Origin of the sequence: Syntrophomonas wolfei subsp. wolfei str. Goettingen G311 (genome assembly GCF_000014725.1) — a bacterium.
Classification (GTDB): domain Bacteria; phylum Bacillota; class Syntrophomonadia; order Syntrophomonadales; family Syntrophomonadaceae; genus Syntrophomonas; species Syntrophomonas wolfei.
On record NC_008346.1, the window covers coordinates 2,229,343 to 2,256,121 of the forward strand.

27 protein-coding genes, 2 pseudogenes and 1 riboswitch are annotated in these 26,779 nt (G+C 43.5%); of the genes and pseudogenes, 3 read left to right on the forward strand and 26 right to left on the reverse strand.

The window, feature by feature from the left end:
- Window positions 1-7: 7 nt before the first annotated feature.
- The 3 genes from SWOL_RS10080 to SWOL_RS10090 are packed head-to-tail and all read right to left on the reverse strand — an operon-like array spanning window position 8 to window position 2,043.
- On the reverse strand, window positions 8-697 hold the full coding sequence (locus SWOL_RS10080; protein ID WP_011641341.1) for an energy-coupling factor ABC transporter ATP-binding protein: 690 nt from the start codon (window positions 695-697) through the stop codon (window positions 8-10).
- Between the two features lie 17 nt (window positions 698-714).
- Window positions 715-1,455, reverse strand: a complete 741-nt coding sequence (locus SWOL_RS10085; protein ID WP_011641342.1) for an energy-coupling factor ABC transporter ATP-binding protein — start codon at window positions 1,453-1,455, stop codon at window positions 715-717.
- A gap of 21 nt (window positions 1,456-1,476) precedes the next feature.
- On the reverse strand, window positions 1,477-2,043 hold the full coding sequence (locus SWOL_RS10090) for an ECF transporter S component (protein WP_041428014.1): 567 nt from the start codon (window positions 2,041-2,043) through the stop codon (window positions 1,477-1,479).
- A 205-nt stretch (window positions 2,044-2,248) separates the two neighbouring features.
- On the opposite strand from SWOL_RS10090, the gene SWOL_RS10095 reads away from it, so the two are divergent.
- Both SWOL_RS10095 and SWOL_RS10100 read left to right on the forward strand, forming a co-directional pair.
- Window positions 2,249-2,623: a NusG domain II-containing protein gene (locus SWOL_RS10095; RefSeq protein ID WP_011641344.1), complete on the forward strand. Its 375-nt coding sequence runs from the start codon at window positions 2,249-2,251 to the stop codon at window positions 2,621-2,623.
- A 51-nt stretch (window positions 2,624-2,674) separates the two neighbouring features.
- A complete protein-coding gene (locus SWOL_RS10100; RefSeq protein WP_155814306.1) occupies window positions 2,675-3,193 on the forward strand; it encodes a Gx transporter family protein in 519 nt (172 codons plus the stop codon).
- Here the strand turns inward: SWOL_RS10100 and SWOL_RS10105 are convergent.
- The 13 genes from SWOL_RS10105 to SWOL_RS10165 form a co-directional block, all read right to left on the reverse strand.
- Window positions 3,190-4,221: an FAD:protein FMN transferase gene (locus SWOL_RS10105; RefSeq protein ID WP_207635289.1), complete on the reverse strand. Its 1,032-nt coding sequence runs from the start codon at window positions 4,219-4,221 to the stop codon at window positions 3,190-3,192. The genes SWOL_RS10100 and SWOL_RS10105 overlap by 4 nt on opposite strands.
- 162 nt (window positions 4,222-4,383) lie before the next feature.
- The gene (locus SWOL_RS15165) at window positions 4,384-5,256 is read right to left on the reverse strand and encodes a 4Fe-4S binding protein (RefSeq protein ID WP_011641347.1); all 873 of its coding nucleotides are present in this window, start codon (window positions 5,254-5,256) and stop codon (window positions 4,384-4,386) included.
- A 42-nt stretch (window positions 5,257-5,298) separates the two neighbouring features.
- Entirely contained in the window at window positions 5,299-5,841 is a 543-nt protein-coding gene (locus tag SWOL_RS10115) for a molybdopterin-dependent oxidoreductase (RefSeq protein ID WP_011641348.1), read from the reverse strand.
- 58 nt (window positions 5,842-5,899) lie between these two features.
- Window positions 5,900-6,541: an RnfABCDGE type electron transport complex subunit G gene (locus SWOL_RS13695; RefSeq protein WP_081424840.1), complete on the reverse strand. Its 642-nt coding sequence runs from the start codon at window positions 6,539-6,541 to the stop codon at window positions 5,900-5,902.
- Window positions 6,542-6,656: 115 nt separating this feature from the next.
- Window positions 6,657-7,781 carry a hypothetical protein gene (locus SWOL_RS10125; protein WP_011641350.1) on the reverse strand — a complete coding sequence of 375 codons (1,125 nt, stop codon included), beginning with the start codon at window positions 7,779-7,781 and terminating at the stop codon, window positions 6,657-6,659.
- 60 nt (window positions 7,782-7,841) lie between these two features.
- Window positions 7,842-8,744 (reverse strand): FN3 associated domain-containing protein, encoded by a 903-nt coding sequence (locus tag SWOL_RS10130; RefSeq protein WP_011641351.1) that lies wholly within the window; start codon window positions 8,742-8,744, stop codon window positions 7,842-7,844.
- A 65-nt stretch (window positions 8,745-8,809) separates the two neighbouring features.
- Window positions 8,810-9,706, reverse strand: a complete 897-nt coding sequence (locus tag SWOL_RS10135; RefSeq protein ID WP_011641352.1) for an FN3 associated domain-containing protein — start codon at window positions 9,704-9,706, stop codon at window positions 8,810-8,812.
- Between the two features lie 216 nt (window positions 9,707-9,922).
- Entirely contained in the window at window positions 9,923-11,479 is a 1,557-nt protein-coding gene (locus SWOL_RS10140; RefSeq protein WP_011641353.1) for an S-layer homology domain-containing protein, read from the reverse strand.
- A gap of 55 nt (window positions 11,480-11,534) precedes the next feature.
- Window positions 11,535-11,852 (reverse strand): DUF2149 domain-containing protein, encoded by a 318-nt coding sequence (locus SWOL_RS10145; RefSeq protein ID WP_011641354.1) that lies wholly within the window; start codon window positions 11,850-11,852, stop codon window positions 11,535-11,537.
- The gene (locus tag SWOL_RS10150) at window positions 11,845-12,483 is read right to left on the reverse strand and encodes a MotA/TolQ/ExbB proton channel family protein (protein ID WP_011641355.1); all 639 of its coding nucleotides are present in this window, start codon (window positions 12,481-12,483) and stop codon (window positions 11,845-11,847) included. The genes SWOL_RS10145 and SWOL_RS10150 overlap by 8 nt, the downstream gene beginning before the upstream one ends.
- Window positions 12,480-14,120: an FN3 associated domain-containing protein gene (locus SWOL_RS14390; protein ID WP_041427524.1), complete on the reverse strand. Its 1,641-nt coding sequence runs from the start codon at window positions 14,118-14,120 to the stop codon at window positions 12,480-12,482. The genes SWOL_RS10150 and SWOL_RS14390 overlap by 4 nt, the downstream gene beginning before the upstream one ends.
- Entirely contained in the window at window positions 14,101-17,685 is a 3,585-nt protein-coding gene (locus SWOL_RS13700) for an S-layer homology domain-containing protein (protein ID WP_011641357.1), read from the reverse strand. The genes SWOL_RS14390 and SWOL_RS13700 overlap by 20 nt, the downstream gene beginning before the upstream one ends.
- Before the next feature lie 127 nt (window positions 17,686-17,812).
- Window positions 17,813-19,078, reverse strand: a complete 1,266-nt coding sequence (locus SWOL_RS10165) for a chitobiase/beta-hexosaminidase C-terminal domain-containing protein (RefSeq protein WP_041427525.1) — start codon at window positions 19,076-19,078, stop codon at window positions 17,813-17,815.
- A gap of 964 nt (window positions 19,079-20,042) precedes the next feature.
- Window positions 20,043-20,161: riboswitch (molybdenum cofactor riboswitch) on the reverse strand.
- 275 nt (window positions 20,162-20,436) lie between these two features.
- Here SWOL_RS10165 and SWOL_RS15315 point away from each other — a divergent pair.
- A pseudogene (locus SWOL_RS15315) lies at window positions 20,437-20,625 on the forward strand (integrase); the annotation flags it as partial.
- A 69-nt stretch (window positions 20,626-20,694) separates the two neighbouring features.
- On the opposite strand, the pseudogene SWOL_RS14590 reads toward SWOL_RS15315, so the two are convergent.
- From SWOL_RS14590 to SWOL_RS14955, 10 genes and pseudogenes are all read right to left on the reverse strand, one after another.
- Window positions 20,695-20,814: pseudogene (locus SWOL_RS14590) on the reverse strand (transposase); the annotation flags it as partial.
- 40 nt (window positions 20,815-20,854) lie between these two features.
- Window positions 20,855-21,022 (reverse strand): hypothetical protein, encoded by a 168-nt coding sequence (locus tag SWOL_RS14395; protein WP_155814307.1) that lies wholly within the window; start codon window positions 21,020-21,022, stop codon window positions 20,855-20,857.
- Window positions 21,019-21,330 (reverse strand): type II toxin-antitoxin system RelE/ParE family toxin, encoded by a 312-nt coding sequence (locus SWOL_RS10180; protein ID WP_011641360.1) that lies wholly within the window; start codon window positions 21,328-21,330, stop codon window positions 21,019-21,021. The genes SWOL_RS14395 and SWOL_RS10180 overlap by 4 nt, the downstream gene beginning before the upstream one ends.
- Window positions 21,327-21,605 carry a type II toxin-antitoxin system Phd/YefM family antitoxin gene (locus SWOL_RS10185; RefSeq protein ID WP_011641361.1) on the reverse strand — a complete coding sequence of 93 codons (279 nt, stop codon included), beginning with the start codon at window positions 21,603-21,605 and terminating at the stop codon, window positions 21,327-21,329. The genes SWOL_RS10180 and SWOL_RS10185 overlap by 4 nt, the downstream gene beginning before the upstream one ends.
- Window positions 21,606-22,010: 405 nt before the next feature.
- Window positions 22,011-22,826 carry a DUF2889 domain-containing protein gene (locus SWOL_RS10195; protein WP_011641362.1) on the reverse strand — a complete coding sequence of 272 codons (816 nt, stop codon included), beginning with the start codon at window positions 22,824-22,826 and terminating at the stop codon, window positions 22,011-22,013.
- A 207-nt stretch (window positions 22,827-23,033) separates the two neighbouring features.
- Complete coding sequence (gene lplA, locus SWOL_RS10200; RefSeq protein WP_011641363.1) at window positions 23,034-24,032, reverse strand: lipoate--protein ligase; 999 nt, start codon at window positions 24,030-24,032, stop codon at window positions 23,034-23,036.
- Between the two features lie 49 nt (window positions 24,033-24,081).
- Complete coding sequence (locus SWOL_RS10205) at window positions 24,082-24,480, reverse strand: putative toxin-antitoxin system toxin component, PIN family (protein ID WP_011641364.1); 399 nt, start codon at window positions 24,478-24,480, stop codon at window positions 24,082-24,084.
- On the reverse strand, window positions 24,464-24,739 hold the full coding sequence (locus SWOL_RS10210) for an AbrB/MazE/SpoVT family DNA-binding domain-containing protein (protein ID WP_011641365.1): 276 nt from the start codon (window positions 24,737-24,739) through the stop codon (window positions 24,464-24,466). Before SWOL_RS10210 ends, SWOL_RS10205 begins: the two co-directional genes overlap by 17 nt.
- A 249-nt stretch (window positions 24,740-24,988) precedes the next feature.
- Window positions 24,989-26,437, reverse strand: a complete 1,449-nt coding sequence (ltrA, locus tag SWOL_RS10215; protein WP_011640454.1) for a group II intron reverse transcriptase/maturase — start codon at window positions 26,435-26,437, stop codon at window positions 24,989-24,991.
- A 65-nt stretch (window positions 26,438-26,502) separates the two neighbouring features.
- Window positions 26,503-26,757, reverse strand: a complete 255-nt coding sequence (locus tag SWOL_RS14955) for a hypothetical protein (RefSeq protein WP_041427407.1) — start codon at window positions 26,755-26,757, stop codon at window positions 26,503-26,505.
- Window positions 26,758-26,779: the final 22 nt, after the last annotated feature.

Consider the following 26,779-nt stretch of genomic DNA (forward strand, 5'->3'; position numbering starts at 1 on the left):
CGGGGATCTAATAGCATAGATAGCCTTCTCCCCTCTGATTGCTATCCGATTGAATTTGTCCATTTGCCAGAACTATAATCCGCTCTGCCATCCTATCAACAAAAGCGATATCATGACTAACTAACAGTATTCCCCGGCCCAGCTCAGCTACCTTATGCAGATATTCTTCCAGAAGTCTTTTACGATAAGCATCCAATCCGTTAGTAGGCTCATCCAAAATTAAGAATTCAGGTTCATTGGCTAAAACAGCCGCTATGGCCAATCGCTGTTTTTCTCCCTGGCTTAAGTGTAATGGGAAGCTTTTCCGGTAAGCAGCCAGTTCAAAATAATCCAGGTAAAAGTTTACTCTTTCCTCCAATGTTGCTACATCGCAACCCTGGTTGACCAGTCCGAAAGCTATTTCTTCCGCTACACTAGCACAAAAAAGCTGCAGGTCGGGATTCTGAAAAACATAACCGATTTGACGGCCGACTTCTGCCAACGAATATTCCGTTATATTACGCCCTTCCAGATAGATCTGCCCCTCGCTAGCTGGTAAAATCCCTAACATTAACTTGGTCAGGGTGCTTTTGCCGCTGCCATTAGGACCGACAATAGCAGTTATGCCACTCTTTTTTAAGCTCAGGTTAATCCCTATCACGGCAGGACTGGTTTTTTGAGGATAAGAAAAGGCTACCTGTCTCAGTTCTAAAAACACCACTTACTCCTCACTTTTCAGATTAACCTTCTGGTCATTAACAAATCTTGATCCGCCAATATTTTTTCCGTTCGGTCAAAGCGGATTATTTTTCCAGCCTCAAGCACCATGAAGCGATCGGCAAAAGCAAGCGCTTCCAAATTATGCTCTACGGCAATAATAGTCTTTCCCTTATCACGCAATATTTCCAGGGTCGTTATCACCCTTTTTTTCCCCAGGCTATCTAGCTGGGACAGGACTTCATCTAGAATCAAGACCGGCGGATCCAGGGCTAAGACTGCCGCCAGAGCCACCAGATGTTTCTCCCCGCCTGACAAATAATAGGGATTGGCATGTCTTAAGGCGGCCAGCCCCAAGGTATCAATCACATTATTTACCCTCTCCTGTATCTGCTCTGGTGGCAGGCACAGGTTCTCCGGAGCAAAAGCAATCTCATCTTCCACCGTAGGTGAAAAAAGCTGGGTATCAGGGTCCTGGAAAACCATGCCTACTTCCAAAGCCAGATCCGGTCCCCTCATTCCCCTTGTATCCTTGCCATTCAGGATTATTTTCCCGCTTATTACCCCATTACGATGGTGATGAATAAGCCCACTTATGCAAAGACACAAGGTGCTCTTGCCGCAGCCGCTTAAACCTGTAATCACTACGACTTCGCCTCGGTCTATCCGGAAATCTATATCTCTAAGAATGAAAGGTCCACTTGCGTGATATTGATAAGTTAGATCCTGAACCACTACCGCCTCATTACATGATTCCACCCCAATTAGCACCTCAGTTTACTATTGATTAGAGCTGACATTCTGGTCCCGATTTTGAAATGTTCTTATCTGTTCCAAAATTTTGAATGCCAGCATTCCACCTAAGCCACCGGACAGAGCAGCTATACTCAAGCTCAAGACCAATGGAATTAAAGGAAGACGGAAATATACCAAATTAACCATAATAGTGCCGGTAATATTGCATAGAAGGCCTGCAAGAAAGGAACAAGGCAGGCAACAAACCCGGTGGCCAATCAAAAACAACCCCAGGTCAGCCAAAATTCCCGGCATAGTATAGGTCAGCAAACTGATAACTCCGTGAGAACCAACTATACCGGTAGCTATTACCAGGATAGCCTGCACCAGACCTATAAGGGTCATAGTACCCCTTCTCCCGGTAATGCCAAAGCCCAGAACCAGCCACATCATATAAAAGCCGCCAGCCACAGCCCCGGAGGGGATGAAGAAGGGGCCGGTAATAATATGGGCCAGGGGAACAATTATCGATTTGGTGGCAATCCCCAAAGCTGCCAACAAAGCTATGATAATTAAATCATAAAGAGAAAACCTATCGAGAAATTTTTGCATAAGGTTCACGATTATTCACCCTTTGTTACCGCTATTCCCCATCTTGCTGTTTTCCGGGTATACCCTTATAGTTGCTTGACATAAAACTAAATAGCCTGCTATACCTTATTAGGCGATTTTGGTGTTGCATTCTCTTTCTTGTCAATAATTAAGCAAATTACTAAAATGAGAATATTAGACTCAATTCGGAGAAAAGGAATTTACCATGAATAAAGCTAATAAAATTCTTATTGGTGTAGTACTGGCTCTGGTTCTGTTCAGCTATTGGGGTTTTTTTCTGGCTTACCGGGAAAATGTCCCATTGACAGCAGTTATTTCGGTTAACGGAGATATCGTTGTCCAGCTAAAGCTTGATGAATCCATCAGCAAACACTTTATTAAAGTTCCCGGTCCCCTGGGTACCAGTGTAGTGGAAGTAAAACCTGGCGCTATCCGTATGAAATCTTCCCCTTGCCCGGGACATTATTGCACGAAAACCGGTTGGATTGATCGGCCTGGGCAGGTAGTTGCCTGTATCCCTAATCGGGTTATTATTAAAATATCACCGGATAAAGAATCGCTTGACGCCATTTCACATTAAGGAGAGGAAATTCTGTTGTCCTTAAGAAAGCAAACTATTATTGCAGTTTTGTTGTCCCTGGCCATAATTCTCCACCTATTTGAAGCCCTTATTCCCATACCCTTTCCAATTCCCGGCGTTAAGTTGGGTCTGGCGAATATTGTCACCTTATTGGCTTTAGTTCTTTTTGATTTCAAAACTGCATTCTTAATTGCATTTCTACGAACCATGCTTGGTTCCCTGCTAAGTGGCACTATATTTAATATAGCCTTCTTTTTGAGTTTTGCCGGGGCTATAACCTCCACTTGTTTTATGGCTATCTTATTATTTCTGCTCCCCCCCATATTTCACCATTATGACCGTGGCTTTAGCCTCGTGGGAATCAGTATAGGTGGGGCTGCTGCTCATAACCTGGGACAATTGGCTATGGCCGCACTACTAATTAAACACAGCGGTATTTTCTACTATCTTCCTATTATGCTGCTTTCGTCTATACCTACTGGTTTTCTTACTGGACTTATATTAAGAGAACTAATAAAGTACATGAAATTATCAGGCCAGCTGGAAATTCAGCAGTGGAATCAACTTTAAATATTGCCTGAAACTTGATATCCTGTATCTTCTATAAATTCAATCTGCTCAGCCAGTTCTGTACTGCAATTAATAACTCCCGAATCGTCTACCAATACTGCACTGGTATTGGGCATTTCCCCTATTAATTTCTTCCCTTCGCTGGAACCGAGTACAAATATAGTGGTAGAGAGTAGGTCGGCATCTGTAGCCTGAGGAGCTACAATGGTACTACTGATTAGCTTTCGAGCCGGTTGACCTGTAACTGGGTCCAGAATATGATGATAACGTACTCCATCTCTGATGAAATAGCGTTCATAATCTCCGGAACTTACCACCGCCGCATCTTTAACCTCTAAAACAGCAATAATTTTATCCGCATCACGAGGATCTCGAATACCCGTTCGCCAGGGTGATCCATCTGGTTTTAAGCCCAGGGCATATATACTGCCTCCAGCGTTTATTATGGCTGACTTAATGCCTATTTGCCGGAGCTTTTGTACCGCCATATCAGTAGCATATCCTTTAGCAACCCCACCCAAATCGATTTCCATACCCTTTTCCGTTAGAAATACCGTCTTTTCTGTTTCATTGATTAAGATCCGCTTATATCCGACTAATGCTAACGCGGATTCCAATTGCGTTGCCGAGGGGATCTGATAGTGCTCCTTTCCAAAACCCCAGAGATCCATCAATGGCCCCACCGTAACATCAAAGGCTCCCTCTGATAAGCCGGCAAAATACTGGCTTCTATCGAGCATAGCCAGAGTATCGTCACTAACCTTTACCGGCTTTAAACCTGCATTCTTATTTACCCGGTAAACATCACTGAGCTCAGGATGAGGCAGGTTTTTTTCTGCAAAGCGGTTAGATAATTTATCTATCCTTTGAAATTCGGCAAAAGCCTCTGCCAAAGCCCTTTTCCCCAGTGCTGGATCAGACGAATAAACCCGTATAGTGACCAGGGTATTCATAATGAAATTCTCCCGGCTATATTCTCGTAGATCGGACTGTTCGGGTGGGAGTGAGCTATCCTCACAGCCAAGCATACTTAAGCAAATTAATAGTAGTAAAATTACGCCCAGCCTGGTGTAAGGCTGATAAATCAATGGAAACTCTCCCATCATATAAAGATACAACTACCAGCGCCTTCATTTCTTTATCATAAGCAGACTAAAGTTGACAAGCAGACTAAAGTTGACGAAAAATCATTAGCTGTCGGAGTCTTTAAAGTTAACCCCATGTTCGGCGGAAATATTCCTTTTTCTACAAGTTTTTACTTGCAGAGCCTGGGAGGGACAAAGCAAACAATCGTTACAACGCATACACTCTCTATGATTGGGAATCTGGTAGACGGGGATTTTGAATTTGCATGCTGCCTGGCATTGCTTACAGTCTATACACTTATCTGCATCAACCTCCAGGCGATACAAGCTAAAAGAATTAAAGCAGGAATAAATAGCACCCAGAGGGCAAAGATATCGACAAAAAGGCTTGAACATGAATAGAGCTAATATCAGTAATATTATTAGTAATAATAACTTCCACTGAAACCAGGGTCCTACAGTAGACATAAGAGATGGCCGAACCATCATAATAGGAATATGGGCTTCTAAAACCTCAACCGGGCAAAGGTACTTGCAAAAGGCCGTACTCATCCCATAAGTCCCAAACCCGGGAAGTATAAGAACAAAAATTACCAGTACCACATACTTTAAGGATTCCAGTCGTTTAAGCCTTTCTTCCCAAGAAATCTTAGGCAAAGGTATTTTGAAAAGTAATTCCTGTATAAGACCGAAAGGGCAGAACCACCCACAGATAAACCGTCCCAGGGTTACGCCCACTAAAAGTAGAAAGCCTAAGATAAAAAAACTGTAATGGGCTGTTCCTATTCCGGCTATACTGGTTTGTAGCAAGGCTAAAGGGCATGAAAGCAGTGCCCCCGGGCAAGAACTACAATTAAGCCCCGGACAACAGATCTTTTTAAGATTCCCCAAATAAATGCTACCCTTAAAAAAGCCGATATAGTAACTATTAATCCCAATTGCGCTTAGAAGCTGGACAACTCTTCTGATTTTACGCAAATAATAACCCTCCGTATTTTTGTTGCAAAGGCTAGTTCGGTTTTATTCCAGCTCTATCTCCACCAAATAATTGGTAAAGCGCTGTCCGTATGGGTCATTTAGTATAATAATCCTCATGGTACCCTCTCTGCCACTTTTGCTTTTTAGGGCTTTGCCATTATCTGCATAAACCAGAAAAACATTGTTACTTTCTAATACTTCCTCCATATTGAGGCCCGAAACATAGTTATCTACACCTCTGGTAATAACCCTTTTATAATTCTTAACAATAGCCGGGTCCATCTGGTTAAATACCTCGTAGAGAGCTACTCCAGTAAAATTATGTTTGCTCAGTCCGGCGGTTGAGTTTATTACCAGTTTTTTATTAACTGCTGGTAGTTTTTTCACCTCGTCAATAGTTATTTCCCCAATGATATGGTCTCCAGCCTTTACCCTGATTCTGCCTTCTTCCAGTTTTTCTCCTTGCAAGTTAAAATAGCTGAATAAAATTATTACAAACAGAAGAATGATTATTATAATAAACACTGGCTTATTGGATATTCTATATTGGGGTAGTGGGACAATTTCTTTCGGGTTCTTATTCATTTTGGCTCTATCCTCCGTATGATTCCGGTTATCTGCCCATTTCCAGGAGAAGCTTAGACTACTCACTTTCTGTGATAAAACCCTCTACATTAAGTGGTACCGCTTCAGCTTCGCTTCCCAGTACCAGTTCCTTATAAGCACCCATAGCCGCATTGACACCATTTAGCACTGCCTGGGTAGTAACGGTAGCACTGGTAATCTGTATGATCTCATTGGGGGCTTTGGCCTCCAATACAGCTCTTTCCAGGTAAATGTCCACACTCTTACCTTTAAAACGATCGGTAAACCACGTTTCCGCCAGCCATTCCCCCCATCCCGGTGTTTCATCCTGTTGCAGCACCTTAATACCGGCAATTTCATCCTTTTCCCCATCAATTGCTACCATGATGTTGATTGGTGCCCGATAGCCAACCGGACTGACCAGAAACACATAGTTTTCTTGCTCTTCATCGGCAACTACTTTGAACATCTTGTCAATGGCCGGAAATTTCTGCGCTGTTTCATCTTGGATCTCGATTATCTCCACTTGTTTATCGCTTACGGAAGTAGATAGTAATTGGTTTAGAATCGCAAGCTGCTGCTTGGGTATGGTTTTTTCCCGGGAACATCCTGTTGTTCCCCAACACCCAATAATAATGGCAACTAAAACTATATAAGCTATCGCCCGTTTAAGCATATTCAACTCCTCAGTATTAAGCATTGATTCCACGGCAAAAAGTTATAAATATTCAAGATTGCATAAATATACCGCTCGCTTTGTATATATGCAAACCCTTATCCATCAAAAGGGATTTTTACAGCCGGGTCAGCATTGATTATTTTATTGAGCGGATACACAGAAGATTATCTATAGCCTGTAATCCTGTCCCTTCCTGCCATAAAACCAGGTAATTGCCATCATCCTCAATGTGCAACAGGCCTTTGGACAAATCCTTACCGCTTACCATGACACTCTCCCCATCCATACCAACTAATTCAAACTCTTTTTCTTCTATACCTTTTAGCTGAACTTCTTCCAAGATATCCTTCAGTACTATCCCCTTTATACCGCCAAAATCTTTTTCTCCCATGAGTTCTGCCATTTGCTCGGGAAATATTGCCGCATCAGCATTGGTGGAAAACCACGCAATATGTTTTACGTTCATTCCTAGTTTGATATTGGGGCAAATATTCATAGGCGCACCTTCACCCGCTACTTTTATATAATAGTGCTTATTAACCATACTTAAAGCTTCGCTTTTGGTAAAGCCATCAGCTGACTTCATGGTAAAGAAGGCCCTGCCTTCCACCTGGTCAAAGCGGGAAAATATCTGGGCCAGTTCGATAGCATTATCTTTGCTTCCGTAATATTCATAAGGATATGGTTCTATTCCCTGGGCCAGATTATTGAATATCCATACGGAAGTAATATCTTTTTTGGGTATGTCCTTATACAATATAATTTTGTCTACCATACGCACCCAGTATGGGCCGAATTCATCAATAATACATAAGCGTGCTGGACGCATATTCTTAGGTAATTCCAATTGTTTATCAATGGCCAGGGCTAAAATCATCTCTCTGTTGTTTATTATTTCCGGGGTTACCAGACAGTAATAGCCGTCCGTAGCAATAATACCAAACCCCTTGAAGTCCTTAACATCAATCCCTACATGAGCCATAACATCACTAAAGTCAGGGCCTGCTGCGTGAAACTCTTCCATTTCTCCGGTTGCCCGTTGAAAACTACACTTGCTCTCTTTCTGAGGAAGTTGGCGCATCTCAGCTACTGTAATCTCTTTGCTCTCTTCTATATCCCCCTCAATAATAATCTTTTGCTGTTCATACTCCTGATTACCGCTGCTCTTGCTACTTATAACCTGCTCTTCAGCACATCCTGTTAAAATAATACAAAATAAAAGAGATATTAAGAAAAAATAGCTGGTTTTATTTAATTTCATTTAAACCCTCCCTTAATCTGCAATTAAGCATGATTTCCCCTATACTCCGCCAAAGTTTAACTAGTATCCTTCCACATCATAGGCAAAACTTGCTATCTGACTGTCTTTTTTTCCATATCCAACGGCAATAGTTTTGATGGTAACAGATTGCTTCACTACAAGCGGTTTATTTAATTCCGGTTGATAGTAAGTAGTACTGGGGTTATATAGCAAGCTCTTCTCACTGGGGGAGCTTCCATCAGTGGTATAATATATCTTCACTTGATCCTGTTCACTATGATGCAAAACGATCTCCGTTCCAGACTTTATCCTCCCCGGTGCCGGTGTAGCCTGGACCGTGCTCCATTGGCCAGGCGGCGAGTTTAACACTTCAATGACTGCCACATCTTTAACACAGACCTGGGCTTGCACATCATTTAATCCCTTTTGACCAAGAAGCAGGGTGAGCTTGCCGCCGGAGGCCTTGCTCAAATCCTTGCTTCCTTCTCGATGTTCCCAAGCCAGTATGGCTGGAACCTCCTGTGCCTCTTCCTCGCTACCTTCCATCAGCTTCGGATAGTAAAAGCGCTTCTCCTCCAGTTGTTGCCGGGTAAATACTGCAAAATACCCATCCGCTGCCTGGAAACTTATCGTTTGCGCCTCATCCTTAATCCCCACTTTTTTTAAAAGATAGGATAGCTCAATCCCTCGGCCAACCATATATTTTTTGCTCGGCCAGTTGTTTACTATAGAGTAGCATTGGCTGGTCTGGGCTTCCTCCATGTCCTTCAGTTCAGCAAGGGTAAAACGACTGGGAGCCTTTACGCCATTTCCGCTTATGGTTAGGAAACCCGGTGTAATATCAGGCTTTTCAATTTTACCTCCACTCTCTGGTTTTTGCCCTTGACATGCTACCAAAAAATTTAGGCCGAGGAATAATAAGGCGAATATCAGTACCTTTCCTGTTTTGATTTGTCCCTTCATTAAAAACTTGCCATCTCCTCGCTATTACCACCAAGTACGTAAATTCAAACAAATAAGAAAATTTACTATTTAATCTGATAATGGTATTCAGCCATATCGCTGTCATACTTACCAAAGCCCTTAACCACAACCTTGATGCAGGTATCCTGGTTTATAACTATAGGTTGGTTCAATTCTGGTTGATATGTACTAGGATTATAGAGTGTAGCATTTTCACCCGGCATAGAACCATCAAGAGTATAGTACATCTTTACCTTTCCCATATGCTTATGTTGAAGTTTTACGCTATCCCCCTTCTTAATGTTCCCCGCAGGGGGATAAACAGTGGCTACTTCCCATTTTCCCGGGTCATCTACCGTTACATGAATCTCACTAACAGCTTTTACAAAGCTATGCTGGTTCTGTTCATTCACATAAGCCTGCGGCATGATCAGACATAGTCTATCCGCCCTGGCCTCACTTAATTGCTCACTATCTTCCATATATTCATAGGCGATTATTGGTTCTACCAATTCCGCCCTGCTTGCTTCCCTTTCCCTAACCCCGGGGAAATAGAATCTTTTCGTTTCCAGCAACTGTTCCCGGGTATATGAACACTCATAGCCATCTTCACCCTTAACCAGGATGCATTTAGCCTCATCCTTAATTCCAGCAGCTTTTAGTATCTCCGATATTTTTACTCCCCTGGCTACCAACATCTTTTCATTGGGCCAGTTATTGATTAGTGAATAGCGATGTTCAAAATGAGCATTCGGCAATTCCAGCATCTGGCTTAAGGTCATACGGCTTTCTTTCATAAGTCCGTTTCCGGTAAAATGTACGACCTCCTCACGGGTAGTATTGCCAGCTTGCCCCGAGGGGGTATGCCCACCGCTACTGCAGCCGAATATAGAAAGAATGCAGCCAATTATAATCATCCCCAGTATAATACCAACTGCTTGGAAAAAGCTTTTCTGTTTCATCACTTACCTCTTCCTGTAAAACTAATTTAAACTGAAGAATACTCTAACTCTTCTCTCTTATTAAACCAATGGCAGTGGACATTGCCGGGTGTTGCATCCGGATTCCCGGCACTCAGTACTCAAAATATTACTGTAGCTACTAACTATTCTACTGAGTGCAGGGTTTGTATATTTATGCAACCCTTATGCAACAAAAAGGTTTTTGCAGTGGAGTCATCATTTTAAAGTCAATGCATTTACAATTACTGTAACCGCCTCGGCTCTGGTAGCACTTCCCTGAGGGCGGATAGTATTGTCGGGATATCCCTTCACAATCCCGCTTTGGTTAGCAGCAAGCACCGCTTCTTTAGCCCATTCCGAAATGCCGGCGCTGTCAGCAAAGTGCATTGCTTCAGCCTTTAGCACAAGTTTAGCTGCCTTGCTAATCATTACTGCCATCTGCTCGCGAGTTATCAGCTTGTCTGGGCCAAAATTTTCAGCATCATAGCCACTAACTACACCACTGGCTGTTGCCCGTGAAATATATTCTTTAGCCCAGTGTTGCTCACTATCCGCGAAAACCTTGCCACCCTGGTTTTGCAAATTAAAAGCCTTGACCAGCATAGTGGCAAATTCAGCTCTAGTTATGGTGTTATCAGGTCTAAAGCTACTATCTGGATAACCACCGGCAATACCAGAAGCTATGAGTTCATTAATATTCTTTTGCGCCCAGTGATTCTGAACATCAGTTAGAGTAGCCTTTGGTTCTGATTGGAGCGGCTTTTCTAAGGCTTGATCCGGATAATTTGTCGCTTCATTTGGTGCAACTATGCTAGTTTCACTTGCCGGCTTGCTGACCGGAACTGTATAGGTAAAAGTAGCTACATCGCTGTTCTCCTTACCGGGACCAATAGTTATGGCTTTAATAGTGGTATTTTCATTTATGGGGCCTATAGGGTGATTATAAGTGCCAAGAATATCTGCCCGGGCTGACCACCAGCGTTTTGCAATCCAATTGTAGATCGGGCTATTCAAGTTGGGGGTACTGCCATCAGTTGTGTAATATATCTTATCATCATCCATGCGGGCTGTACTTAAGGCTATCATGGTTCCTGCAGACACCTCCCCACTGCCGGGGTTGGCCTGGGGACTGTCCCATTTTGGCACTTCACTTGTTAGTACTTCAATTTTATTTAAATATTTTACAAAGGCATTCCCGGTTTGCTCTGTAACTGCCCGCTGTCCCATCATTAGCACCAGGGTGTTTAAATCATTCATATAATTCGGATTATTGCTGCCTTCAACGCTTATTAAAGCGATAATAGGTTCTACCAATTCTGCACCCTGGGAAGAACCGGCTATGTTTCCTTCACCATCACCGATCTTATTATCATTAAAATGCGGGAAATAATAACGCTTGTCTACTAGTAGTTCCTTTACCGTAAGCGTCATTGTATAGCCATCCTGCGATGTGAATTTAAGTAATCGGGCATCGTCTTTTATCCCAACCAACGAAAGTAGTTCACTTAAGTGAACCCCTTTTCCAACATACCATTTCTTGCTGGGCCAAGTATTGATTGAACTATAAACCTGCTGATATTGTGGCATATCTTCGAGCTGAGCCCGGGTGAAGGTAGTCGGATTCTTGACTCCATCTCCGCAAATCTCGAGTGAGTTTGATGGAGCTGCCAGAACAGCGGAAGTTCCTATACATTCAAATAAGACGAATAATAACAGTAATGCTAAAAGACTTATTAGGGAATGACAAACAGCTTTATTCTTAATTACCTGCATAATTATACTCTCCTTCCTTTAAATAACCTCCTAAATTTCAGCTTCTTGCTAACATTTACTCCGTAAGCAGAAAGAGTTTTCCGGTATGCGGGTCTTTGTAAACTGTACCCATCTTTTCATATAGTTGCCCCTTTCCCTCAGATTTGGTTAAGTCCTCCCGGATATTGGTGTTTTCCGTTACTTCCTGGCCCTTTTGGACATCGATGCGATTTCCTGGCTGAACCAGATCAACATTCCAGCGGATAACTAGAGACAACATCAAGCCGCAGGCAAAAACCAGCATGGCATCAACGATATTTATGGCACCTTCCAAGGGACTTACCTCTTCATTCAAAGTTTTATACCTTCTTCTCCTCCTCAAACCGTCATTCACGTTCCAGCACCTCCAACAGGCTTTCCATTAACGCTTCCAGACCAGCCAGGTAATCCTCATACCACCTTTTGCGGAGTTGGGATATGGCATATGCCACACCAGCAGCAGCCAGTCCGGTAACGGTAGCATCAAAGGCGATTAGTAGTGAATCTGCCAGAGTTTTGGTATCACCCTGACCAAGGGCAATGAGACCTGGTCCCAGGGGAATAAGGGTTGCCATCAAACCAAACATGGGACCAAGGCGGGCTACCAGATCGGTTCGGGAAGTTATACGAGCATAATACAGTTCCTCATCACCAAGCAAACGACGGGCCAGCGCCTGGCGGGAAACGCCGGGCAAATCATTATATTTCAGGAGCTCGCTTAAAGCTGCTTTTTGTCGCCTTAGCAAACTACTATTCATGATCTCATCTCTAATCCCCTCAAAGTCTTTTTCCTTGAAGGCATTCAATAATTCTGGAATATTAACTTTGCTCCGGCGGCGTTCACCCAGGGCTTCTACCAGTAAGCTACCCATTTCAACAATAACCAGGGCTACAAATAATAATAAAATAATAAGGGTCGGTACCAGCAAGCCATAGGCTATGATATGCATGGACCCTTTGAGGGGTATTAAAAACGATTCGGTCACCCGGCTACCTCCTTCGTATATTCGATGTATTTATTTATGGCGCCAAAAATAAATAAGCTTAAGTAAACTAGCAGGATATAGATGCTCCATATTTTTGTTTCCATCTGCAACTGCAATGCAGCCGTATCCACTTTTAGCTCATATATTTGCCCTCCTGGCTCTTGGGGCTGGACAGCAATATTAGTCGTATACAATCCAGCAGTTTTATCCTTCTTGGCCAGGTACTCCCACTTATCGTCTGTTGTTGATGCTGTTGGGGGCTCCGGGGTATCACTACTACTAGCCACACTGGCTACAGTACGCTCCTTTTCTGGCTGGTAGAGCGGATCATCTTGTGGGGCCGGCAATACCTCCGGGTTCTGTTGCGTTCCCACCTGGCTCTCAGAGCTGCTGCTCTGGGGAGGAAGACTTGGACTGCTTACTCCCGCACTGGCATTAACCATACAGCTAGCCGTAAATCTGCCATCTTTTGTTTTTGCAGTGATGGTAGCCATCCCTTGACCAACAACTGTTACCCAACCATGGTTATCAACTGTAGCTACCCGAGTGTCGCTTGAGCTCCAGATTAAGCCCTGCTCAGTATTATTATCTGAATCAAGTATTGCTGTTAACTCAATGACACTGCCAATTTTGAGATTAACCAGCTTCTCATCGAGACTAAGCCCAGAGGGCGAACCCGACTTTACCGGAGCATCCTCATCCTTTAAGCCAGGTTGATAGGTAAAGGTAACCACATCACTGTCCTCTTTACCAGGGCCAATGGTTATGGCCTTAATAAGGGTATCCTTTTTAATCTCTATCGGCTTATTAATCTCGTTTAAACTATCCGGGCGTTGGCTCCACCATCGACTGGCGCTCCAGTTAAATATAGGGCTGTTTATAGTTGGGGTGCTTCCGTCCGTAGTATAATAAATCTTGTCAGTATCATTACGCTTATTGCTCAATTCAATTAAGGTTCCTTCAGCTACCTTTCCACTGCCTATATTGGCCCTGGGTGCATCCCATTTTGACGGTTTAGAAGTCAGTACCTCGATTTTACTTATGTATTTTAGAAAAATACTATTGGTCTGCTCGCTTACTGCCCGTTGTCCACATACCAACAATAGCGCATCCATATCATTCATATCAGCGGGATTCTTACTACTCTCAGCACTTAAAAGGGCCAGAATAGGCTGCACTTCAACCGCATCCCTGGGAGAACCCGGTATGGTTCCATCGTTTACACTATTCTCCTGGAAATAGGGGAAATAATAGCGCTTGTCCTTGAGCAATTCTTTCACTGTCAGCGTAACTGAATAACCGTCACTAGAAGTAAATATAATTAATTGGGCATTTTCTTTTAAACCCGCTAAAGCTAGTAAATCTTTTAGTTTGACCCCCTGGGCTACATAGAGTTTCTTACTGGGCCAGGTATTAATAGTACTGTAGACATGCTGATATTGCTCCATTTCCTGCAAATCACTTAAGGTTAAACTCAGCGGATTTGCTACTCCATCTCCAGTGATTTCAAGCCCGGATGCTGCTTCCGCCGGGCTTAACAGAGGGAGCAGGTTAAATGTTATAGATAACAATAGTAAAGCAAAACCCATTACGAAAAATCGGTAGAAACACTTATTCTTAATGGCTGGCGTTGACACCTCCCCCTTTAACAATAACGGTAACCGCTTCGGCTCTGGTGGCAAAGTCCTGAGGCCGGAAGGTATTATCCGGATATCCCTTCATTATTTCTTTTTCAGCCATTATTGCAACAGCAGCTCGAGCCCAAACGGAAATGCTGACCTGATCACTAAAGGGAATTAAAGCAAACCCGGAATTTAGCTCAGATATACGGGAAATTATCACTGCCATCTGCTCGCGAGTAATAGGATCGTCCGGGCCAAAGCTCGCAGCATTATAACCGCTTATCAGTCCATAAGCTGCCGCTATAGCAATATAATCTTTGGCCCAGTGTGATTCGGTATCAACAAATACCTCAGAACCCTTGTTTTGCAATTTCAGGGTTTTGACCAACACCGTAGTAAACTCTGCTCGGCTAATAGTTTTATCGGGTTGAAAACTACCGTCTGGATATCCGGCTATAGCCCCTGCCGCCACCAGTTTTTCAATATCCTTTTGCGCCCAATGTCCTTGGATATCACTTAGTTTTACCATCGGTATTACTATATCTGCTTTCTTCTGTTCTTCCTTTTTACCTTTTTCAGTAACCATAACGGCAAATTTGGTAAAGTGATCCACCTCTAGCTCTATAAAATTACTGGATACAGTTCCACCAATTTTTTGCCATTGTGATTTCGACTCATCATAGTAGTATATTGTTGGATTTTCCTTGCTTTCTAGTTCACTGGAATCAAAACTGAGCTTTACAAGCACCTTCTTGGCAAAGCTATAGCTATTCTGACCGCCCACACTAAACTCATATACTCCTCCGAGCAGTTTTAAACCAGCGGGTACAGGGGGAGGGTTAATTACTCTTTCTATCTTCACTTCCACCGCCCCGCTCTCTTTCAGAGCATAGGCTGGTATTTTAATACTAGCCTCAGTACCGAGACTAACTTCACCACCATTACTGGGGATAACTTTTCCAATCGTTTCTATATCAGCTTTCTTCAGCTTGTAGGAGAAGGTGACTACATCACTATCCATCTTGCCAGGACCGATCGTTATTGCCTTGATAGTTGTGTCACGGGTAATTTCTATGGGATGATTTATTGTGTCAAATATATCTGCCCGGCTTGATTGCCAGCGGCTGGCTATGGGATTATACATCAAGCTGTCTATAGTTGGCGAACTTCCGTCAGTGGTATAGTAAATCTTATCATCATCCATAATAGCACTGCTTAATCTAACTCTGGTCCCAAGACTTACTTCTCCACTGCTGGGGTCAGCCTGTGGATTATCCCACTTTGATGGACTAGTATTAATAACCTCAATCTTATTTATTTTCTTTACAAACAACTGCGCATTTTGTTCGTGCACTGCACGCTGTCCGAGCATTAACAAGAGGGAATCAATCTCACTCATATAAGCAGGATTATCAGTACCCTCCGCACTTCTCAAGGCGATAATGGCTTCTACCGCCCGTGCTCCGTTGGCAGACCCACGGATATGTCCCTGGCTGCTATCTCCATCCATAAACTGGGGAAAAATATAGCGCTGCTCATGTATTAGTTCTCTGGTGGTAAGTATTATGCTATAACCATCAACAGAAGAAAATCTAATCATTCCAGCCGTATCTCTTAACCCCGCTTCATTAAGTAAATCTTTTAATAGAGGGCCTTCTCCTACATACCATTTCTTACTAGGCCAGGTGTTTATAGCACTGAAAACTACTTGACTTTTATTCTTGGCTAACAAATCATCCTGGGTAAGCTTAAGCTCATTTCTTACTCCACTTCCGCTAATGGTAAGGATAACCTCTCCCGCCGGTTTGGTAGCATCGCCTGCTTTTACTTTGAACTTTCCAAGGACAGTAGCTGGCAGACCTCCCCCTTCCAGGATGATATTATAGCTGCCTACCTCGGCTTTGGCATTAAGTGTAAAGCTGCTTTCAAACTGGCCAGCCGTTACCTGGAGTTCCAGGGGTCCATAAATGCTCTCTCCCCGGGGATCCTTCACCTGAATCCTAATACTATTCCAAGGAGCATTTACCGTTCCCTTTACAGTAATTTGCTGTCCTTGTTGAAACTCCTGGCCATCATGAGGGCTGTTCAGCGTTACTGAGGCCAATATATTCTGTGTTGTAGCAGCGTCCTCGTAACCAGTAGCTTTTATTTCTATGTTATATTCTTTGGCACTGCTAAATAAATCCCCGGCAATGGTGATTTTCCCGGGGAGATCCAACGAATATTGTCCGGGGGTTAGTGTCACACCATCAAGCTTTATCTCATTAATAGCCAAGCGCCAGTCAGCATCATCAATAAAGTTCAGTTCGATAAGCTGTCCTGCTATTTTGCCTGCAGTATCAGGAACTAATATAGGTGCAGACTTGAGGGTCTTATTTATTGTATAGCTTTCGATTAACCCGCCATCAGCTCTTTTGGCCGTTAGGGTTAAAGATTTACCCTCTATATCAATCAGCTGGTAGTTACTGCCACTGTCTTCCCGGGCAATATAGGGAAAACCTTGACCGGGAATATAGGTCTTGGACCCGGCATTGCCCATTACATAGATAATTCCGTATCTTCCCGGATCACTTTGTATCTCTCCTTGGAAAACAGGGTGGGTTCTCATATACTGATGCTGATGTCCAACAAAAACCATATCCACCCGGTTCTGCTCTAGTATAGGCACCCAATTGGCAATTATCGACTGGTCAATCCCTTTATAGTCAGGAGAGGCTGGATAAGCTGGATGATGAAAAAGCGCAAACTTCCAGGTCTGCTTACTATTTTGCAGATCCGTATGCAACCATTGTTTGGCTTTTTCATTACAGTTATTATTGCTGTTAAGAACCGCGAAATGAGCATTTCCATAATCAAAGGAGTAGAATTCCTGTTCCAGTCCCGGCGGCCCATTATCTGGCAGGGCAAAAAAGTTCTTATACATAGTACCATCGTGATTCCCCAGAGTCGGCATCAAGGGAATACGCGAAAAAACTCCGCTTGCAGCATCAAGAAATTCTCCCCACTCCATTTCGTCAGCATCATTATTGGTTAAATCTCCTCCTAAAAGGGAAAAGCGCAAACGGGGGTTCTCCTGATATAATGCATTCAACATCCTCCCCCATTCAAGATATCCTGATTGCACATCGCCCATATACATAAAGGAAAATTTATCAGTATCATCCGCCGTTGAAAAAAAGTAAGGCTCGGTCCAACAACCTTCCTTGCCCAGCCGGTAGATATAATCTGTATCCGGTGTCAAATTACGGATATTTATCGAATAGTGATAATATCTGCTATCAAATTTGGTCGCTTCTGCCTTTACTTGCTGTGCGGAATCAAAACTGCCATTAAAACTGCTTTTTGCCTGGTATTGCAGCTGCCCCAGTGAATCGTCTGCCCCCAACCAGGTAATGGTCTGTGAGCTAAGTGGATCACTGGTCCAGCTTAATATGATTTGCTCCGGCTTGGCCACTTCTTCAGCCAGGGCTGCTGAAGATAATAAACAGCAAAAAGAAAGGAGCAAAAATATAGCCAGTACTTTGCTGCCCCCTGTTGTCGATGAGATATTTCCTAATTTGTTATGAAATCCCCTTTTCATATTTATCACCATTCCTTTCGCTAACGCTCAGGCACAAAACATGATGAAAGAATTTCTTTCAGACTTTATACCTCTCCCATATTTAGTATCTTGATATTATTTTTTTAAGGTATTAATAATATCGTTCCTACTGCCATAAAAGCGGATTGGAATCATGGGTATTGCTTAATTCATCCAACAGGTAAACCTTGACCAGATCTCCAGGCATTACATTAAATCCGGCCTGTGCTGTCTTAAGCAAATCAAAATCAGCTCTTGTGCTATTAATATTTATCTGCCTGCCCTTCCTCCAATGGATAAAAACAACGGTTTCTTCCCCCTGGTGAGCAGTTACGGGTGTAATGTTAACCGTAAAGTTTTTTAAGCCACTTATGCCACTATTAACGGTCATGGTAGGGATACCATCCACCGTAGTTTGTATAGTATAGGTGTTTTGAGCTACAGGTGTAAGAATGTATTGCGGCGGTTTTGGGTTAGAAACCTGATAATTGAAATTGATTATATCACTATCAATCTTGCCAAAGCCTATAGCTACCGCCTTTATAACCGTATCCTCGTTTATCTCAATAGCCTGGTTAATTGTCGCCAGTTGATCAGAGCGATTGTTCCACCATCTTTTTTTAATCCAGTTATACATCGGGCTTTTAAAGGTTGGATCGCTACCGTCGATGGTATAGTAAATGCTGTCACCATCCATATCCGGAGTAGTGAGTTCCACCTTGCTTCCTGCTATGACACTGCCAGCAGCCGGTGTTGCAACGGGGTTTTCCCATTTTCCCGGACTAGCGGTAGATACCTCAATTGTCATTACCTTTTTCACATGAGCATGATTCGTCTGCTCACTAACCCACCTCTGCCCCATCATTAAAATAGGTGCATTTATGCTATTAATATTGTTAAAGTTATCCCCTTCTGCACTCCCCAGGGCCAGGATCGTATCCACCCTGACTGCCCCCTCTGGCGATCCCGTTATGTAACCGGCGTAGGCGTGATTATCCTGCAACCCGGGATAATAATAACGAGCATCATCCAGCAGTTCCTCCCGGGTAAAGGTCATTTTGAAGCCATCTGTAGCGATAACTATGATTAAACTGGCTTCGTCTTTAATCCCGGCCAGGTTTAACAGCTCGGCTAATTTTACTCCTCTGGCTACCAGAAGTTTCTTGCTAGGATAAGTGTTAATCGTAGTGTATACTGCCTCCAGCTGACTCATAGCCTCTAATTGTACCTGGGTAAAAGTAGTCGGGGTGCTAACCCCATCTCCAGTCACTGTTACCGATATTTCTTCTGCCTCAACTACTTCAGGCATTAGCAGAACACTGGATAGGATAATAAGGGCCAGAGACAAAGCGATAGCAGATAATGTTTTCCAGGTCCTTTCTCTTGTCGTCATTAAGGGAAGCACTTCCTTTCACCAGATATAATTCTTTTGCAATAAGTCCAAGCGTTATGCCAGGGCACTTCTACCCCTTCCGGCTCAGTTAAAAACCCCGGGTTGGAATCAGCCTCCAGTATGAAGCAAAAAAAACAGCAGAAAGCAACCGCCCATAAATTAAAATTTCCCGGACGGTAATAGTACTTTCTGCAGTAATCTGCTCTTAACATCTCCCAATCCCATTCTCAAAGTAATTTCTCCCCAAGCAAGCTTATCTCTCTATACTATATGCAATGCAGTTAGAGCAAGAGAGAGTTTCCCCATACTGAGAAGTTTATTGCCGATCTGCCCCCCAGTTTATTTCGCCCTTCTCTCCAACCACTGCTTGCAAGCTTTAAAACCTATTTAGTTAAATTCAAAAATATGTTTTATCTGCCAGATAAAGTTTCCTTTACGGCAGCTATTATTGGAAAATTATCGGGTTCGTATCAGTAGAATTAGTTAAATCATCAACTACATAGACTTTTATAATATCGCCTGCATCCCCCACCTCGTTGCCGCGCTGTGTTGAAACTGCTCCGCAGTTTCTTCCGATGCTCAAATACTAGAAGCCGTTCCATGATATCTCTGGCTTAATTTGGCCGTAATCCCCTGTGCACATGGATACTCCAACTGTGCACTTTATCAGCATGATCCCTCCTATCTTTTTTCTAAATAATACTCGCTATAATACTCGCTTTACTCTTTTCCATATTATTCTACGTAAAACATCTCTTTTCAAAGTGATCTTCACAGAGGCCTTCTAAGGTTTTGAAGGGTTCGGTTTTTCAAGTAACAATATTGCTTTTAACGCAGCAATGTATAATAAAACTGGCTGCAAAAAACAAAATACCTGGCAAAAAGGTTTACCAGGTTTGGTTTTATATTAAGCGCAGAAATATACAAGCACAGGGTTAATTAGAAATGGAATTAACCTGCTATGTAAGCGCATTTGATTTCTCCTTTCCACCATGGGAGGCCCGGCCGTTTCCCGCCGTACCCTACAGGCCTGAAACCCTTAGTATTATTACCAGGTTTTCAGGCTCGGAGTATATTTAGTTTTATTTAAGTAGCACTATTAACCTCATTCGTCATGTTTATGAAATATCCTGCATTTATTTGCATATATTTCTATACTAATTCTAGCGAGCTTTTTCTTTAAATAATAAGCCGGAAAAAACCCTCTTTCCATCCTTGCCTCGCTTCCTGCCTTCCCCCGGATATGACTTCCTCATTGTAGTGTCCAAGAAAGATCAACCCTTCCCAAAAACATTTCTATTGCTGGGTTTTGCAGCAGTCGTTCCACTGCTAGGCTAGACGAGATACTCAACTTAACCGTGGGCAATCTTTCTTTAGAAGGGGACAATCCTCATATCAGGATTATTGGCAAGGGCTCAAAGGAGCGAGTGATCTCCATTACAGACTTGTCAGTCCAGCATCTGAATGTCTATTTAAATAATTACAGTAAAGGCGGTCCCCAAACAGAGTTTTTGTTTTACACTGTTATCAAAGGCAAAGCGGCGAAAATGTCGGAAAGCAACGCAGAGCGAATTCTACGTAAATACGCTGCAAAAGCCAAAGAAACCTGTCCGAAGAGGTTCAAATTCACCATTACGGTCGCGGGGTATGTGGATTTCGCCGTAATCGCTGATAATGGTCTTATGATTGTAACCATTGCGCGAATTACCGCTGTTGTTGCCTTCTATCGAATGCTTTTACAAGTTTTAAATGTTACAAGGTACTAGTCTCGGTCCTTTACCCCCGATATATCCTTACCACGCACTCCATATGATGGGTCTGAGGAAATATATCATTAGGTTGGACTCGATCCACAATATATCCAGCATTTGTCAAAATAGCCAAATCCCTGGCCAATATTGAAGGGTTGCAGGATACGTAGACTATGCTTCGTCCAACTATTATATCAAATTACGATATTCTCTTCTTCCATCTACAATGGCATATATAATTACTAACTTATCTGCCTCATTTATCTTATAAAAAACAAGATGCCTTTCAACAATCACTACTCTATACCCTTGCTTTTTCAGAATCGAATATCGAGGAACACTTCCCGACTCTGGAAACTCCTGAAGACGATTAATTGCTGTTTCAATCTTGTCTAAATATCCAAGTGCAATATCAATATCACCAGAATCATCGGCAATATAAAAAATGATTTCACGGAGCTGTTCCTCCGCTTTATCCGTTCGTAAAATTTTATACTTCATCCATTCTTCCTTTCCAGTAAAGATGCACGAAGATCATCGAACGAATCCTGCATTGGTGCCAATCTCCCATTTTTCACATCATCTTCTGCCTCTGCAAGCGTTCTAAGTAGTTCCAGTTCCGATTTCATCTGATAGTAATCCTGTAGACCAAGAACTGCTGTATCACCTCGTCCATTTACTGTAATAATAACAGCATTTCTTGATTCTTTGCACAGCTTGGAGATTTCACTATAATGATTTCTTAAATCTGCCGATGGTCTGATTGCTGCTTCCATAGTATCACCTCATTCCAATAACTTTTAAAAATCATATTTTGATATACTATAGTCATATAATATCACAATATGACTATGCTATTAAATTGTTATTCTTGCTCCTACAACTTAACTACGACTGTAGGTTTCTCCCCCAGTACCATTCTCCCTGCCCACTCATTTGCCTCCTCAAAGGTTTTGAATTTATAGACGCCCCCTGGAATAAAAGTGTTATTCTGCCTTAAAGACCATATTAAATCCAAATAGTCATCCCATTCAAGAGAAAAAATATCCACTACAGGGGGTTTGCGTTTACCAACTATTTTTTGGCTGTTCCAGTCCTGCATTAATAATACCTAAGTTCAGTATAGTTTCCCTGTATAAGTAAACGGCGTAAGCGTCGAAAACTTCACACGTATAAAAAACTTAGCATAGTTCCAGTATTCGGGCACTATCATAAAGCAAATCAATAAGATGTACACAGCCCTGACCGGCACCGAGCAGCCGGGCCAGCTCTTTTTTAGGCTTTCCCGCCAGCGTATGCCCGATAATATTGGCCAGTTGCCCTGTCGACTCCCGGCAAACCCCATCAGGTACCCGGGGCATATCCGCCCAGGCCTGGCTGATCGTCATATCCTGATCCAGCTCCAGGCAAGCTGTCATATGGTGGAATGAGTCTATTATGCTGCCATTTATCCGGTAAGTCCCATTATCCTCCCGGAAAAGCTGCTGGTTTTTGCAGCGGTCAAAAAGCCTTGTCTCCCGGCTGAACGCTCCGATAAAATCACCCCAGGATACCTTGACCCTTTCCAGATTGCTGTAATAGCGGCAGGAACCAAGATAAAATTCTTCCCAGGCCCGGGTATATTGAGCCGCATCATTATAACCCCTCTCCCGGTAGAGGAATGACTCGGCCTGTACCACTGCTATCACCGTATCATTGACCAGGGAGCACTCCAGTTCATCCTCGACACTACGCAGGGCCTGCCGCAGTTCCGGCCCGCTGCCCAGGTAAGCCTTCACCCCTTTTAGAGCCTGGAGCTCTTCCCGGCTATCCGCCATCATCCCCGGTCGCCCCAGGCGCAGCAGCCAGGCTTCCTCTATATCCAGGCTCTCTGCCTCTATCCGCAGCACTATTTCCCGTTCCACCCGTGTATCCAGGTAAGTGGTCCTGGCTATTATGTACTTTTCATCCAAGCGCTCCGCAAAACTGTGCCAAAAACGCTGAAAAAGAAATTCCACCCCATCATCCCTCCTTTGGAAACTTATGGTCTATTCTATCACAAACCTAAATAATTTCTCCTCTTCAACAGGACAAGGGCAGCAGGACAAGGGGACGTTTCGTTTGTCTCATGAGCAGGACAAGGGCAGCAGGACAAGGGGACGTTTCGTTTGTCTCATGAGCAGGACAAGGGGACGTTTCGTTTGTCTCATGAGTATTACTAACAGCTATGGCAAGTGCCGTACCCCTATTAAACCCATGAAATCCTCTTCGCTGATAAAGGGGAAGTATTGTTTCAGCCTGTTCCCTGCCAGGCAGCGGCTTATGGCCTCCCGGCGGTAGGGCCGGCCGGAAAGGGAGCGGCAAAGCTCATCAATATCCCCCGGGGAGAAGAAATCTCCAAAAATACGGGCTTCTTTGATCACTCCCTCTTGCACTTCCAGGTAAATATCGACTTTCCCCCAATCAAAACGGCGACTGCGCTTTATATTATAGGCCGGGGAATGGCCATAATTCCATTCCCAGCTGCAGTATTTCTCCAATCGAAGTTTTTCCACCGCCCGTATATCATCCGGCTTTAGTTCATATTCTCCATCCAGTCCGTAGTATTCCCCCACCATTTCCCGGAGCAAGTCCTTGAATTGCTGAAGGCTGAAAGGAACAGTCAAGTGCTCCACAATATTACTCACCCGGCTCCTCACCGATTTAACCCCGTGGGAGCTGATTTTATCCTCAGCTACCGCCAGAGCCTGTTCCATGTTCTCCAGATTGACCTCAAAGAGAAGGGTTCCATGGTGTAAAACCCGCTCCCGCTGGCGAAATTGGGCATTGCCGGAGAATTTCCTGCCGTCGATGGTCAAATCGTTGCGCCCGGTAAAAGAAGCAGTAATACCCATTCGTTCCAGAGCTTTTATCACCGGCACGGTATAGCGGGCAAAATCCAGTTCCCGCTCCGCTTGCTCCAGTATAAAAGTAAAGTTAAGGTTGCCCAGGTCATGGTAGACCGCTCCACCACCGGAAAGGCGGCGTACCACGGCAATACCTTTTTCCCGAGTAAATTCCATATTTATCTCTTCCCGGGTATTCTGGTTGCGCCCCACCACCACTACCGGGATATCCTGCCAGAGCATAAAAAGCGGCCCCAGATCCTGCCGCTGCATAAACAGGTATTCTTCCAGGGCCAGGTTGAAATAGGGATCGCAGGAATCGTTCTTCACATAAAGCACGAACAAATCTCTCTCCTTAAGTAAAATTAAGCCTGGCTTGTATCATTTATTACCTATATTTGGCTAAAAACTGTGCCGGTGTGAGTATTTCCGGTTTCTCAATGTCGACATCAGCAAAATCTTTATCACCTGTAATGAAAACATCCACATCTTCAATAATAGCGGTGTATAATATAGGATAGTCTTTTTTATCCCGGATTTTGAACAAATCTGGCACTGTTTTTGTTGGTGTATATACCATTTCGTATGGGAACTTGCTTAAAAAACGGTCTACCGCTTCTTCCTTGTTTTTAAACTTTCTATTAACCACTTCCACTAGTTCATTAATCACAAATGAAGATAAAACCAACTTATGTTTTTCGATTATGAGCTTCATCACTTCATCCATCCGGGCATTAGGGAATAAGATGACAGAAACCAGGATATTGGTATCAATCATTATTCGCATGATTTTCTTCCCAAATCTCTTTTCTTACTTCCTTAACCAAATTCACCACATCCTGTTCATCTTTCAAGCCCAGCCTTTCCGCCTCGCCCTTAAACGCATCCTGAACTTCACGCAATGCTAGCATAGCTGCATTCTCCATGATTATCTTTCCATTTTCCTCAACAAAAACAACCTTGTCTCCATCTTTGATTTTTAACTTTTTTCGGATTTCAATAGGGATGGTAATTTGCCCTCTTACAGTAACTTTTGCCAGTTCCATATTCTCAACTCCTTGATTGCATTGAAAATAAGTTTTTTCTTATATGATATGTCTTCTTTGACAAATTATCAATTCCACTGTTGCTTCTATTGCGAAAAGTTATTAATATTCATTAGCTTACAAAAAGGTGTTTTTTAGTGGAATCGCTGTTTCAAATAATCGGGTAGGAGGCTACCCATTAATTGAGTAGCCGACCTCCCACACCACCGTACGTACCGTTCGGTATACGGCGGTTCCAAAGTTTACACACTACTTCGCAGAGTAGCATTCCATCAAACTGAGGTATCCGGCACGTTTGAACCTCTCGTTGGATAGGGCTATTAATAAGATTGGACTATGGGCGGTACGCCAGTAGCCTTTTCTTGTATTCGCCCACATCCATGCCCGTTCTTCCTTAATTCCCAGGTGTTTGAGATTTTCAGAACGTGTACGGACTTTCTTCCATCGTTTCCATGTAACCATCCGAATGCGACTTCTTATCCACTCATCCAATCCCTGTATGAGGTTCTTTGCATCTACCAGTTTGAAGTAATTCATCCATCCTCGAACCACTTGGTTCAATCGGATTTTCCTTGACTCAATCCCCATCCCGTTACTACGTCCTGTGACTTCCCGGATTTTTTCCTTAAATTTTTGGACGCTCTTGGGATGTATCCTGAGCCTCCCTTCTCCTTTATGGATGTAGAAACCATAACCCAGAAATTTGACCTTGTTCACGTGTGCTACCTGTGTTTTATCCCGATTCACCCTCAAGAATAATTTCTCTTCGATGTATGGGAGGATGTGGTTTAGCGTACGATTGGCCGCTTTCTTGCTTTTGCAGAAAATCATCATATCATCTGCATAGCGTACAAAGCGGTGTCCGCGCCTTTCCAGTTCATGGTCACATTCATTCAGCATGATGTTTCCCAGCAGTGGACTCAGGGGTCCGCCTTGCGGCACTCCTTCGGGGCTGTCTTCAAACATTCCGCCTACCATAACTCCCGCTCGCAGGAATTTGTGAATCAGCGCAATGACTCGTCCATCTTTTATCGTTTCCGATAGTATCTGAATGAGTTTGCTCTGGTTGACCGTGTCAAAGTACTTTTCCAAATCCATATCGACTACGTATCTGTAGCCATCTGTAATGTTGGTCTGGCATCTTTTAAGTGCATCATGTGCACTCCTTTTCGGTCGGAATCCAAAGCTATTGTTTGAAAACTGTTTCTCAAAGATTAGGCTCAAGACTTGGCAAATCGCTTGTTGGATTAGCCTGTCCACGACAGTTGGTATCCCCAGCTTTCTGGTCTTCCCGTTCTCTTTGGGTATTTCTACCCTGCGTACGGGTTTAGGACGGTATTTGCCGTCCCGGAGGGATTGCACAAGTTCGTTCTTGTTTTCTTTCAGGAAGGGTAGAAGTTCATCTACCTGCATTCCGTCAATTCCACCCGCACCTTTGTTTCTCTTTACCTGCTTGTAGGCACGATTCAGATTATCTCTGCTTAGAATTTGCTCCAGCAATCCTTCCGTCTGCTCGTTTGTGTTGGTGCTGTCGGTTTCAGTCATCTTCGGTGACGCGCACGCTTCTGCATACTCTCTCTGTTCCGCAGATACCCTTTGCAGATAGCCTTCTTCTCGAAGTTGTCTGTGTTTTAAGTTGTCACTTTCAGTAACTTTCGTTGACCCACACCTCCTATGGTTCAGCCCTTCCTTCGGCATCGCGCTGCCTCCGTACTATGGCCTCTGCTGACTTCTCACGATAAATCTTGTTTCAACCGGGCTTCTTACTCTGTTTCCACCCGTCCGTGAGACCTCCCCGGGTAAGAACGCAGTCTTTCCTTCCATCTATCTGCCACATCTACACCGTAAGCTTCCGGATAGTTTCGGGCTTCAGTTTGTTGCGCAACCTTACCCAGCTTACGATGCCTGATGTGATTTCTGTTCGTCAGACCAGAAGTTTGCCTCCGGCTTCCTTCGGATTCCACCTCACGATGGACACCCTTGCCCTTGGCTATGTGCTTGGCACTATCAACCCGCACTAGGGACTTTCACCCATTAGAC